The following is a 13,217-nucleotide window of genomic DNA, read 5'->3' as shown; positions in this document are numbered from 1 at the left end:
ACGGAGCACATAGCACCCTGCATGCACGCAGCCAGGGCAGGCGGCTACGGCTCGACATCGGAACAAGTCGTCTTCTGCATGCCATCGCGTCGGCCTGCCGCGTTGGCGAGGCGATCGCGCAAGCAGGCGCGGTGAATGAAGACAGGCATCTGGACACCCTGCGCCGCTTCGTGCGCCTGCGCTTGTTGAACCGTGTTCGTGGCGAAGTGGGCGGTGCTTCGTCATGAGTCTTCGGGCATTGACGGTTCGACAGGTCAACAGGCTGTTGTTGCCGAAGCGCGAGATGCTCGGCATCTCTCGACTGGCTAATCTCGGTCCGTTCGTCGGATTGAACGCGTGCGTCGTACAAGCGGTTCGCGTTGCCCTTGTGAAAGGGCAGGTGTCGGCAACCACCGGTAAAGGATGGAACGTGCAGCAGGCGCTCTGCGGCGCGCTCGGCGAGGCGTTCGAACGATATTGCGCGGCTCATCCGCCTGAGTTCACCCGGCGGCGACGGACGTCAGCCGACGTCGAACCACTGGCCGGATGGGGACACCCGGACGGATTCGCGCCCGCAGATCTCTACCCCGCGCTGGAGTTGCAAGTCGACCGGCCGTGTCTTCTGCCTGCGGTGGACGTCCATTTCCCTTACCACGGAACGGACCTCGATTCGACGCCCGTGCGCCCGCACACGTCGGGCCTTGCGAGTGGAGCGAGCGTGGAAGAGGCAACGCTGTTCGGCCTTTTCGAGGTGATCGAACGTCACGCGTCATCGCGCTTTTTCGCGCGCTTCCAACGCGAACGAACCGGGGTGTTGATTGACCCGGACGCCATCCGGAATGCGCGGATTGAATCGGGATTACGCGACCTGAAGCACCACGGATACGAGTCTCTGATCTTCAGAATCGATGCGATGCTGCCGGTCTACTATGTCGCGGTCCTCGATGCATCGAATCTCGGACCGAAATTCATGGTCGCCGGGGTGGCAGCACATATCGACGACCACGCTGCGCTCGAGGCCGCATTGCTCGAAGCCATCCAGGCCATCGTGATCGCCGCTCAGGGCGCGCGAGAGGATCTGGCCCGTGTGTCGGCCTCGTATCGGAAACAGCAGACCGGTCAAACGAATCCGTTCTACCGGATACGCCGTCTGCTTGCCGAGTTGAACGAAACACGAAGGATGTCCGAACCATCGAGGCAACCTGACCCACGCACCAACGACGCGCTCGCGCATGTATTACGTCGTTTGCGCGATGCCGGCATGAACCGCGTCTATCGCTGTGACCTGTCGAAGCAGGCGCTTCCGCTCAAGGTCGCAAAGATCATCGTCCCAGGCATGTTCGATACCCATGTCAATCCAACCAAATTGAACCATGCTGCTACAACGACGTGAATGCCCCGTCGTGTTCGGCGGACCGTCCCTGCGTCTCGCGCGCGACATGCATGCGGATCGCTTCGATTATCGGCCGCCGGCACGTCGAGGTGATCTGCATCGTCTTCTCGCGGAAAACCCCGGTCGACGCGGTTGCGCGCTCCTGACCGATGGCGTGTTCGGCGAGAGCATGGCCGTATCGCCCAGCGAATGCATTGACCTGCTGCAGGCGGGATGGATGCTTTTTGGCGCGTCCAGCATGGGTGCGTTGCGTGCAGCCGATTGCAGTCAGGTTGGGATGGTGGGGATTGGCGACATCTTTTTCGCGTATCGCACGGGCTACTACCGGTCGGATGCCGATGTCGCCGTGCTCTATCAGGCTGATACGCAAAACGAAATCAGCATGTCACTCGCGCATGCTGACCACCTTGTCCGCGAACTCGCTCTGCGGTACCCGATCAACGACATCGGGCGTCGCTTTCTGCTCAGAGCGTTGCGAGAAGTGCCGTGGTACGACCGGAGCCCTGCGCTGGCAGCGGACATCATCGCGCGATGTTTCGGAGAACCCGCGCTGCACTCGGAAGTGCTTTCACTTTGGCGTGATCCACGCCACAACCCCAAAGTTCGTGACGCGACAAACGCGTGCAATCTGCTGTCGCGATACTTCCTCAGAAAGTAATCCAGACGCACATGACGTGGATCAAGAGGCTGGGCTATTGCTACAACATCGCCAAAGGTAGCGAGTCGATATCGAATCAGATGTCGCATCTGATTGTCGGCGTGTTGGCCGGATTGCCCACCTATGCCGTTTCGGCGCGGGTCAGCATCGCGTTCTATCTTGGCGCACTGCTCGAACTGCCAACCGGCGTCGTAGCGGATGTGCTCGGACATCGGCGCACGTTGATCTTCGGCTACGCCATCTGCGCCTTCGCGAGCTTCTTTCTTTTCATGTCGTGTCGTTACAGCGGCACGCCGGTATCGATGCCGATGCTGGTATTGAGCAGCGTATCGAGCGCCGCCGGGGGATGTCTCGTCTCAGGCTGCTTGCAGGCATTCATCCAGGACTACATCGATCGTCACGTGGAGCATTCCGGAGAAACGGACGGCTGTGTCAGCGAACTTCGCGCGAAGGCCCTTGCGCTTTCGCAAGCTTACGGCAATTTCTTTTCGGCCTTTCTGCCGACGCTCGTGCTCGCCGGCGTATTCGCCCTCTATCACCTGACTGGCAGGAGCGAATGGGCGCTGCTTGTGCCAGTCGTGACCTACGGATTGTTATCGCTTGCTTTCTGCATGATGCGAACGGCCGGCGAACGAACCACGCCGTCGGTGTCGATGGCATCGCACTTCCGCGACTATGCGAGGAAGCTCGTGCCGTTCTTGCGCGCCGTACAGGGCAGGGGACGCGCCGGGCAATGGCTCATGGTCATCCTGCTGCTGCGCATGACGCTATCGATCCTGACTGTCATCCACGTGCACACGTATCTGATGGTGTCCCAGTTGCGCACACTCGATCTTCGAGAAGGAGGCTGGGAGACCCTCGCGATGGGATTCCTGGTACTTGCCGCGTTCGACCTCGCCCACTATCCGAAGGGATGGATCGTGCCTTTTGTGTCGAAGCGACTCGAGTCAACGCGCCTCATTTATTGTTCGCTGCTCGCCCAGATCCTGCTCGCGCTGATTGTGCTCGGCGTGATCCGGCTCGGATACTCCGCGGGCGCTGTGATCGGGTTCGCGCTGCTGTTCAACGCCGTGTTTTCGCCCGGACACATGACACTTCAGTCCGTGTTGCTTTCCGACGTCCCGGAGCATCTACGCGCCACGATGTTCAGTCTGGTTCAGGTCGTTGTGTTGATCCTCTACGGTTCTTATTCGGCGTTGCTATCGGTGAGCGGTGTGGGTGTAGACCGTCCCGAACACATTCTCGTGCAACTGCTGTCGATGATCGGTCTCGGCATGGTGCTGGCGCTCGGTTTCGACCTCATTTCCGCCAACCGGACCGTTGCTGCACTTGTCGACGATATATAGACGGGGAAGGTCCACCGAACTTTGGAGTCATCATGCCGATTCATCCTTTTCCAGAATCCGATCTCCGGACCGAACGTCTCGTCCTGTCTCGTGCAAACAGAAGTGATGCCGCCGAACTGCTTGCCTATTACGGTGACAATCGGGCACATCTGGGGCCGTGGGAGCCGTTACGCCCCGATGACTTTTATACGGCCGCCGCCCTTGAAGCGCGACTCGATGAAATGGGCAAGCAGATGAGGGACGGCAAGGCGATTCACTTCCTGATGCGGCGTGCGGAGTCTGGTGCGCTCGTGGGCGAATGCAATTTCACCAATATCGTGCGCGGGCCATTCCAGGCGTGTCACATGGGGTTTTCGCTGTCCGCTGCCGCGCAGGGGCACGGGCTGATGCATGAGGCGCTGTCGGCTGCCATCCGCTTCGTCTTCGACGAATACGGCCTTCATCGCGTCATGGCCAACTACCGACCGGAAAACCAGCGCAGTGCACATGTGCTGCGGCGCCTCGGATTTGAGATCGAGGGGAGCGCGCGAGCCTATCTCAAGATCAACGGCGAGTGGGCCGACCACGTGCTGACATCGAAAATCAACGATGCAGTTTCACATGATCGCGTCGTCAATATGAGCGCCGAAGTGCCGCTGTGACGAGCGAGCGCCTTCGCGGAAGAAATTAATCCTTATTTTCAGAGGCTTACATAGAAATCGTCGAGCGGATTCGAATCTGGCAGAAAAAATACCTCGATCGGATAAGTGAAGTGCCCGGATCGAGCGATGAACCGGCGCGCCGAGTTACCTCGCTTGCAAGCCCCGGAGCCTCGGCGCATATTTCGAGCAGATCCCTACCGCCCTCTTGGGAGGAAGCGAGCCGATGCTTGATCCCGTCCGCCATACACCGAAGCCGTCGGAGCAGGAAGCCGAGTCGCGCCCCAGCCTGCCCGAAGTGTACGCATCCGTGCATGTGCCGACGGGCGGCCGATGGATCCGCCGCTTCCTCGCCTTCGCCGGTCCCGGCTACATGATTTCGGTCGGCTATATGGATCCGGGCAACTGGGCCACGGATCTCGCCGGCGGCTCGCGCTTCGGCTACACGCTGCTCAGCGTCATCCTCCTGTCGAACCTGATGGCGATCCTGTTGCAGGCGCTCGCCGTCCGTCTGGGCGTCGCGACCGGACGCGATCTCGCGCAGGCGTGCCGCGAACACTATCCGAAGCCCGTGAACATCGCGCTGTGGATCGCGTGCGAGGCCGCGATCATCGCCTGCGATCTGGCCGAGGTGATCGGCACGGCAATCGCGCTGCAATTGCTGTTCGGCATTCCGCTGATCGCGGGCGCGCTGCTCACCGCGCTCGACGCCTTCCTGCTGCTCCTGCTGATCAACCGCGGTTTCCGGCTGCTCGAAGCATTCGTGATCGCGTTGCTGGTTGTGATCGCAGGGTGTTTCGCGTTGCAGATCGCGGCCGCCGCGCCGCCGTTCAGTGAAGTGCTGCGCGGTTTCGTGCCGACGCCGCGCATCGTCGCCGATCGGGAGATGCTGTACGTGGCGATCGGCATCCTCGGCGCGACGGTGATGCCGCACAACCTCTACCTGCATTCGTCGATCGTGCAGACACGCGCCTACGGCAAATCCGTGAAGGCGCGGCGCGAGGCGATCCGCTGGGCGACCCTCGACAGCACGATCGCCCTGACGCTCGCCCTGTTCATCAACGCGGCGATCCTGATCGTGGCGGCGGCCGTGTTTCACGCGAACGGTCACGAGGACGTCGCGGAAATCGGCGACGCGTTCCGCTTGCTGTCGCCGCTGCTCGGCCTGGGCATTGCATCGACGCTCTTCGCGGTCGCGCTGCTTGCCTCCGGCCTGAATTCGACCGTGACCGCGACGCTTGCCGGACAGATCGTGATGGAAGGTTTCCTGCGCCTGCGCATCCCGAACTGGGCGCGACGCCTGATTACGCGCGCGCTCGCCATCGTGCCGGTGATCGTGGTGACCGCCATTTATGGAGAGAAGGGCACCGGCCAGTTGCTGGTGCTGAGCCAGGTGATCCTGTCGATGCAACTGCCGTTCGCGGTGATTCCGCTCGTGCGTTTCGTCTCCGACCGCCGCAAAATGGGCGTCTTCGTCATTTCGCGCTGGACCGGGGCGCTGGCGTGGCTCGTCGCGGGCGTGATCGTCGTGCTGAATGTGAAGCTGCTCGCCGATACGATCCTGCGCTAAACCTATTCCATATAGAGGGAAACGCAGATCATGAGCGGCACGTTCATTGACATCACGCTTCGCGACGGTACTTCCTTGCCCGCCTACTTCACGCATCCCGCGACGGGATCGGGGCCGGGTATCGTTCTGCTGCACGATGCTTCCGGCGTGGACGACTTCATCCGCCATACCGCCGATCTCTACGCCGAGGAAGGCTACGTCGTGCTCGCGCCGCGCCTGCCCGCGCACGAACCGCTGCCGGGCGGCGTGGAGGCGGATAACGTGGCGGCGTTCGTCGAGAGACTGCGCGCGTTGCCGCAGCACGCGGGCAAGGTCGCGGTCATCGGCTTCGGGCGCGGCGGGCGGCTCGCGACGCGCATTGCCGCGCAAGCCGACGTGGATTGCGCCGCCTGCTACTACCCTGACGACCTCCCGGCGTGCCTGGCCGAAATCCCGACGATCCGCTGTCCCATCGTTTTCCACTTCGCCGAGCGGGCCGCATACGACCCGCGCGAGAGCGAGGCCGCGCTGGCGGGCAAGCCGTCGATCGAACGCTATGTGTATCCCGGCTGCGCGCCGGGTTTCGTCGATACCGGTAATCCGGCCTACGACAAGCCCGCTGCCCTGATGGCCTATTCGCGCACGCTCTCGATGCTGCGCAAGGTGCTCGGTCCGGTATTCGATCTGAACCAGTTGTGGGAGCAGCATTGCCATTTCGAGTTCGCCACGCGCGACGTCGAGTCCGTCATGACGACGATGGTCGCCGAACCCTACGTCAATCATGTTCCGACGATGACGGGCGGCGTCGGACACGACGAGCTCAAGCGCTTCTACACGCATCACTTCGTGCACTCGAATCCTGCCGACACGAAGCTGATCCCGGTGTCGCGCACGATCGGTTCGGATCGTGTCGTCGATGAGTTCGTGTTCTGCGCAACGCATGATCGCGAGATCGACTGGCTGCTGCCGGGCCTCGCGCCCACCGGAAAGTACTTCGAAGTCCCGATGCTCGCCGTGATCCGCTTTCGCGGCGACAAGCTCTATAACGAACACATCTACTGGGATCAGGCGTCGGTGCTGGTGCAGATCGGCGTACTCGATCCGGAAGGCTTGCCGGTGGCGGGGCGGCAGACGGCGCAAAAGCTCATCGACGAAACCTTGACGAGCAATGCGCTCATGCCGAACTGGGCAACGAGCGAAGGCAAGCCTGTCTGAACGTTCGACCCAAAGTCTTCAGCAGGCGTTGCACATGCGCGTGACGTGGCCTACTCTGAGTGGAGCGTTGCGGTCCGCGCACCAATCACCCTGCATCATGGTTCGAAGTGAAACTATGGCGCGATCCGCACGACCGGAGGACGTATGCCTCGTGCGTCGCCATCAATGCGCTCGACATCGATCGAGCGTGCGCTCTGTCTTGCTTTCGGTGCGTCGTGCGTGCTGAGGGCCGCGTCGGCCTACGGCGCCTGTGACAACACCGCTCCGCTCGCGGGCCAGACCGCGACGTGCGACACGCGCGCGCCGAATCCATCGACGCAGCCCATCGCCACGGCGCCCGCCAGCGCCAATGTGACGATCAACGTGTCGCCCGGCGCGGTGCTCAATGTCACGTCAGGCAGCGCCATCAGCGTGCGCAACACGAGCACGCTCAACAATGCCGGCACGATCCAGGGCGCGACCGGCGTCTCCATCGCGGGCGGCGCGGCCACGATCGACAACAGCGGGACGATTCGCGGAACGAGCGGCGCGGGCATCGTCGCGAACGGGCGGATCAACGTGTCGATCGTCAATACCGGCACGATTGCAGGCGGCGCGGGCGTCGCCGTGAGCACCGACACCGGCAACGATACGTTCGTCATGAACGGCGGCGTCGTGTCGGGACAAATCCGCCAGGGCAACGGCTTTGACACCTTCACGATGACGGCAGGCCAGGTCGGCTCGCTCGATCAGGGCGACACGCGCGACGATTTCACGATGACCGGCGGACGCATCGTCGGCGTCTTCGTGAACGGCGACATCGCGCGGATGACGGGCGGGCGCATCGGCACCGTGGACCTGAATGTCGGCAACAACGTCTTCGACATGTCGGGCGGACAAGTCGATGGCAACGTCACCGCCGCGCAGAACAACGACACCTTCACGCTGTCGGGCGGCACGATCGGCGGCCGGGTCGATCTCGGCAGCGGCACGAATGCGCTGACCATCACGGGCGGAAGCATCGGGATGGGCGTCACGACGACCTTCGGCCCGGATACGCTCACATGGAGCGGCGGAACGATTTCGGGACCAGTGTCGCTCGGCGCCGGCGCGGATGCCGCGATCATCCGCAATCTGAACGACACGACGCTCGGCGCGCTCACGCGTTTCGACGGCGGTCCCGGAACCGACGCACTGACATTCGACAACGTGCAGGCGAGCGGTCTTGCGCGCTTTACCGGCTGGGAGAGCATCGACGCGCGCAACGGCACGCAACTGACCTTCGATGCGAACGGCCTCACGCTCGGCGACGCCGTGACCGGCACGGACACACTCGATCTCGACACGACGAGCACGCTGTTCGCGGGCGGTATCGGCGCCACGGCGCTGCTACCGGCGGTCGCCGGGCAACGCGTCACGTTGAATAACGCGGGCGTGATCGACCTGACCAACGGCGGCGCGAGCACCCGCGACACGTTCACGGTGAACGGCAACTACATCGGCGCGAACGGCCGCTTGCTGGTGCAGAGCGCGCTCGGCGCGGACGGCGCGCCCAGCGACCGACTCGTGATCGCGCAGGGTGCGGGAAGCGGCACGACGTCGATCGGCGTGACGAATGTCGGCGGGAAGGGCGGCTCGACGGTCAACGACGGCATTCTCGTCGTGCAGGCGACCGGCGGGGGAACGACGTCGGCCGGTGCGTTCTCGCTGGCGCGTCCGCTGGAGGCGGGAGCGTTCACTTACTATCTGTTCAAGGGTGGAGCGAGCGCGGGAACGTCGGAGAACTGGTATCTGCGATCGAGTGTTGCAGCCGTGCCGTCGATTCCTGCTGCGCCGGTGACGCCACAGACGCCGGGCACACCGACAACGCCCACGACACCGGAAAACCCCGGCACTCCAACGCCACCCGCCACACCCATTCCCGCGCCTCAAGCGGCGCCCGGTACGCCTGCGCTTCCACCGGCGCCGCCGCCCGGCGCGGCGCCGACACCGCTGTATCGGATGGAAGTGCCGGTCTATGCGGAGGTTCCGCCGCTCGCGCGCGAACTCGCCATCCAGCAGGTGGGCACGTTCCACGAGCGCCAGGGCGATCAGGCCTTGCTGACGGAGAACGGCGCGCTGCCCGCGGCGTGGGCGCGCGCATGGGGCGGCCATGCGACGCTTCACAACAGCGGCGCCGCCGATCCCGAGTTCAGCGGCGGCATCGGCGGCGTGCAGATCGGCCATGACCTCTACGCCGACACAACCACCGGCGGTCATCGCAACCATTACGGCTTTTTCCTGGGCTTCGCGCGCGCGAGCGGCGACATCAGCGGGCTCGCGCTCGGCTTTCCCAACGCGGATGCCGGGCACCTGTCGATGAACGCCTACAGCGCGGGCCTTTACTGGACGCACATCGGTCCGGGCGGCTGGTACACGGATACCGTTGTGCTCGGCAGCGCGCTGACCGTCGATCCGCAGTCGAACCGCGGCGTCGGCGCGACGACGCACGGCAACGCGTTCGCCGCCTCGTTCGAAGCGGGCCTGCCAATTCCGCTGCCCGCCGGACTGGGCATCGAGCCGCAGGCGCAGCTCATCTGGCAGCACGTCAATCTGAACGATATCGACGACGGCATCTCCACCGTCTCTTTCAGCGAAGCCGGCGGCCTGACCGGCCGTCTCGGCGTGCGCTTCTATGGCCGCTTCGATGCCGCCGGCACTGCGTTCGAACCTTATCTGCGCGCCAACCTCTGGCGCTATTTCGGCGCGACCGACACCGCGACCTTCGCCGGCACGACGGTCATTCCCACTGAAGTCTCGGCGACCATCGCGCAGTTCGGCGCGGGCGTCACGGCCAAGGTCAGCGCGCGCGGCAGCCTGTTCGCGAACCTCGCTTATTCGATGAACGTGGGCGGCGGGCACCGCAGTGCCATCGAGGGCGGAGCGGGAATGCGCTGGAAGTGGTGAGCCGTTGCATACTACGGTCACACATAAAAAATCCAGGAGACAGGCATGACCGACGTGGCCGGCGCGGATCGCGCGCCCCGCTGTCCTTATCACGACAAAACGCACGACAAGGCGCACGATGACATCCATGCGCCAAACGGCTGTCCGGTGAGCCCGCAAGCGGCCGAGTTCGATCCCTTCGGCGACGGCTACAACCAGGACCCGCCGGAATACGTGCGCTGGGCTCGCGAGCAGGAGCCGGTGTTCTGGAGTCCGCGGCTCGGCTACTGGATCGTCACACGCTACGACGACATCAAGGCCATCTTCCGCGACAACCGGACCTTCAGTCCGTCGATTGCGCTGGAAAAGATCACGCCGACCGGCCCTGAAGCCAACGCGGTGCTCGCCTCGTATGGCTTCGCGCTCAGCCGCACGCTCGTGAACGAAGACGAGCCGGCGCACATGCCGCGCCGTCGCGCGCTGATGGATCCGTTCACGCCCGAAGCGCTCGCGCATCACGAACCGATGGTGCGCGCGCTCGCCCGCGAGTACGTGGACCGTTTCATCGACGACGGCCGCGCCGATCTCGTCGACCAGATGCTCTGGGAAGTGCCGCTCACGGTCGCGCTGCATTTCCTCGGCGTGCCCGAGGAAGACATGGACACGCTGCGCCATTATTCGATTGCGCACACCGTCAACACATGGGGACGGCCGAAGCCCGAAGAGCAGGTCGAGGTGGCGCACGCGGTCGGCAAGTTCTGGCAGTTCGCCGGCAAGGTGCTGGACAAGATGCGCGAGGATCCGTCCGGTCCCGGCTGGATGCAGTACGGCATTCGCAAGCAGAAGGAACTGCCGGACGTCGTCACCGACTCGTATCTCCACTCGATGATGATGGCCGGCATTGTCGCCGCGCACGAGACCACGGCCAATGCCGCCGCGAACGCGCTCAAGCTGCTGCTGCAACATCCGGATGCCTGGCGCGACATCTGCGAGGATCCCACGCTGATCCCGAATGCCGTCGAAGAGTGCTTGCGCCACAACGGTTCGGTCGCGGCATGGCGGCGTCTCGCGACGAAGGACGTGACGATCGGCGGCGTCGCGATTGCGGCGGGATCGAAGCTGTTGATCGTGACGTCTTCGGCGAATCACGATCAACACCAGTTCGCCGATGCCGATCTCTTCGATATCCGCCGCGAAAACGCCAGCGATCAACTGACGTTCGGCTATGGCGCGCATCAATGCATGGGCAAGAATCTCGCGCGCATGGAGATGCAGATCTTCCTCGACGAACTCACGCGCCGCCTGCCGCACATGCGTTTGAGCGAGCAGCGCTTCACCTATGTGCCGAACACGTCGTTTCGCGGGCCGGAGCATCTGCATGTGGAATGGGAGCCGGCGCTCAACCCCGAACGCATCAATCGCGCCGTGCGCGAACCGCGCGCGGCGGTGCGCATCGGCGAGCCGTCGTCGCATGCGGTCAGCCGGACGGTGATCGTCCAGTCGGCCGATGCCTGCGCCGACGGCATCGTGCGCGTGCGGCTGGCATCGGCGGACGGACGCGCCTTGCCGCGCTGGACGGCGGGCTCGCACATCGACGTGCTTTGCGGCGACACCGGCCTTTCGCGCCAGTATTCGCTGTGCGGCGACCCCGCCGATGCGCTTACTTTCGAGATCGCGGTGCTGCGCGAAAGCGCGGGACGCGGCGGCTCAGCATGGGTCCATGAGAACGTCAGGCGCGGCGCGCGTTGGCGCATTCGCGGCCCGCGCAATCACTTTCGTCTCGACGAAACCGCGCGGCGGCTCGTGTTGATTGCGGGCGGCATCGGCGTGACGCCGATCAGCGCGATGGCGCGGCGCGCGCACACGCTCGGGCTCGACTACGAGGTCCATTACAGCGGTCGTTCACGTGCTTCGATGGCGCTGCTCGACGAGATGCAGGCGCTGCATGGCGGACGGTTGCGCGTGTATGTGTCGGACGAGGGCACGCGCGTCGATCCGGCGAAACTCGTGGTCGGCGAAGGCACTCAGGTCTATGCATGCGGTCCCGCGCGCCTGCTCGATGCGCTGGGAGAAGCGAGCGGATCATGGCCCGAGGATGCGCTGAGGATCGAGCACTTCACGTCGACGCTCGGCACGCTCGATCCTTCGAAGGAACGAGCGTTCCAGGTGGAATTGAAGGATTCCGGGCTGGTGCTCGACGTGCCCGCCGACCAGACGCTGCTCACGACCCTGCGGCGCGCGAATATCGATGTGCAGAGCGACTGTGAGGAAGGCCTGTGCGGATCGTGCGAAGTGCGCGTGCTGGAAGGCGAGATCGACCATCGCGACGTGGTGCTGACCAAAGGCGAGCGGCAGTCGAATCAGCGAATGATGGCGTGCTGTTCGCGCGCCCGATGCGGGAAGCTGGTATTGGCGCTTTGAACGGTTCCAGACGCCGGTGGCATTTTGCCGCGGATTACCGGCGTCGATTTAAATCATCGTCCCTTCATAACGGCGTCATCTTCGGAGAATAACAGAAAGATTATTTCTCAAATATTGATTGGTTATACCCGGTGGTTACTTTCAATATATTGAGACAGTGTTTTTGCCATCTGTGATCACAAACTGCATGTTGGGAAGTTCGTGGGCCTGCCATGTTGATTGAACGAATCAACGCTTTCGGGCGGGACGAAACGGTCCCGATATCCCTTTCATCAGGCTGAACGCGCAATTTTTGTCGTCATATGGGATGATTATTGAACGTCCGTTCGAGCAAAGCTGCGCTTTCTTGCATCTTCAATAGCACCTTTTTTACCAAAATCAGGGTTATTACCTACTAATATGAGATTTTTTACGCATGTTTTGCGTTTAAAATCAGTCCTAATTGGTGCGACGCACAAGCCGTACCTGATCAAATAACTTCCACAAGTCCTGATGTCCGCACGCGCGAGTCTCGCGCGGCCGAAACACGCATGCGTGCTGTTTCACGGTGTCGGTTGTAGAGAAGGTCGTTGCTGAACCTGAGAGATTATCCAATAGGCCCATATAAATGGACCACGCTGCTCACTTCGAGATCGACGCATCTCGCCACCTGTCAGTCTTTCGAAACTGGCAACGGTTGCAACAGTCCCCATGCCGGGATCGAGTCATAAGCCGAATCACGCCGTGTCATCGGCGCAGTGCATGTCGAACACGTAATCATTCGACGAAACGTCAGTTGATTGCTTTGCACTAAACACGGCTTATCAACCTGACGCGTCCGGGCCGAACCCGCTTCATTCATCTGGCTCGACCGCCTGACGCTTATTCCGCTCGTTTCACCACGGGCCGGCGAAGCACCCACGCTTTTACTGTTTGACGAGGATAAAAAATGACTGACGTAGTGATCGTATCGGCCGCGCGTACGGCGGTGGGCAAATTCGGCGGCTCGCTCGCGAAGATCGCGGCGCCGGAACTGGGCGCAACGGTCATCAAGGCCGTGCTCGAACGCGCAGGCGTGAAGCCGGATCAGGTGAGCGAAGTCATTCTCGGCCAGGTGCTGGCCGCGGGCTCGGGA

At 62.9% G+C, this 13,217-nt stretch carries 9 protein-coding genes and 1 pseudogene; all 10 read left to right on the top strand.

Going from position 1 to position 13,217, the window contains the following annotated elements:
* Positions 1–227: hypothetical protein (locus QCE69_RS21450; protein ID WP_309932865.1), on the top strand; the 227-nt coding region annotated here is incomplete at its 5' end.
* Positions 224–1,372, top strand: a complete 1,149-nt coding sequence (locus QCE69_RS21445; RefSeq protein WP_309932864.1) for a YcaO-like family protein — start codon at positions 224–226, stop codon at positions 1,370–1,372. The genes QCE69_RS21450 and QCE69_RS21445, both read left to right, overlap by 4 nt.
* A complete protein-coding gene (locus tag QCE69_RS21440; RefSeq protein ID WP_309932863.1) occupies positions 1,353–2,030 on the top strand; it encodes a TfuA-like protein in 678 nt (225 codons plus the stop codon). The genes QCE69_RS21445 and QCE69_RS21440 overlap by 20 nt, the downstream gene beginning before the upstream one ends.
* Positions 2,031–2,041: 11 nt before the next feature.
* Entirely contained in the window at positions 2,042–3,376 is a 1,335-nt protein-coding gene (locus QCE69_RS21435; RefSeq protein WP_309932861.1) for an MFS transporter, read from the top strand.
* Between the two features lie 32 nt (positions 3,377–3,408).
* Entirely contained in the window at positions 3,409–4,017 is a 609-nt protein-coding gene (locus QCE69_RS21430) for a GNAT family N-acetyltransferase (RefSeq protein ID WP_309932859.1), read from the top strand.
* A 223-nt stretch (positions 4,018–4,240) separates the two neighbouring features.
* The gene (locus QCE69_RS21425; RefSeq protein ID WP_309922944.1) at positions 4,241–5,584 is read left to right on the top strand and encodes an Nramp family divalent metal transporter; all 1,344 of its coding nucleotides are present in this window, start codon (positions 4,241–4,243) and stop codon (positions 5,582–5,584) included.
* A 30-nt stretch (positions 5,585–5,614) separates the two neighbouring features.
* Positions 5,615–6,778, top strand: a complete 1,164-nt coding sequence (locus QCE69_RS21420; protein ID WP_309922942.1) for a dienelactone hydrolase family protein — start codon at positions 5,615–5,617, stop codon at positions 6,776–6,778.
* 165 nt (positions 6,779–6,943) lie between these two features.
* Positions 6,944–9,703, top strand: coding sequence for an autotransporter outer membrane beta-barrel domain-containing protein (locus tag QCE69_RS21415; protein WP_309932858.1), 2,760 nt, complete (start codon positions 6,944–6,946; stop codon positions 9,701–9,703).
* Between the two features lie 45 nt (positions 9,704–9,748).
* Positions 9,749–12,103, top strand: a complete 2,355-nt coding sequence (locus QCE69_RS21410) for a cytochrome P450/oxidoreductase (RefSeq protein WP_309932855.1) — start codon at positions 9,749–9,751, stop codon at positions 12,101–12,103.
* A 928-nt stretch (positions 12,104–13,031) separates the two neighbouring features.
* A pseudogene (locus QCE69_RS21405) lies at positions 13,032–13,217 on the top strand (acetyl-CoA C-acetyltransferase); the annotation flags it as partial.

The sequence above is a fragment of the Caballeronia sp. LZ032 genome (assembly GCF_031451315.1).
Taxonomy (GTDB): domain Bacteria; phylum Pseudomonadota; class Gammaproteobacteria; order Burkholderiales; family Burkholderiaceae; genus Caballeronia.
The sequence above is the reverse complement of the archived record's forward strand: the minus strand, read 5'-3'. Positions and strand labels throughout refer to the sequence as shown.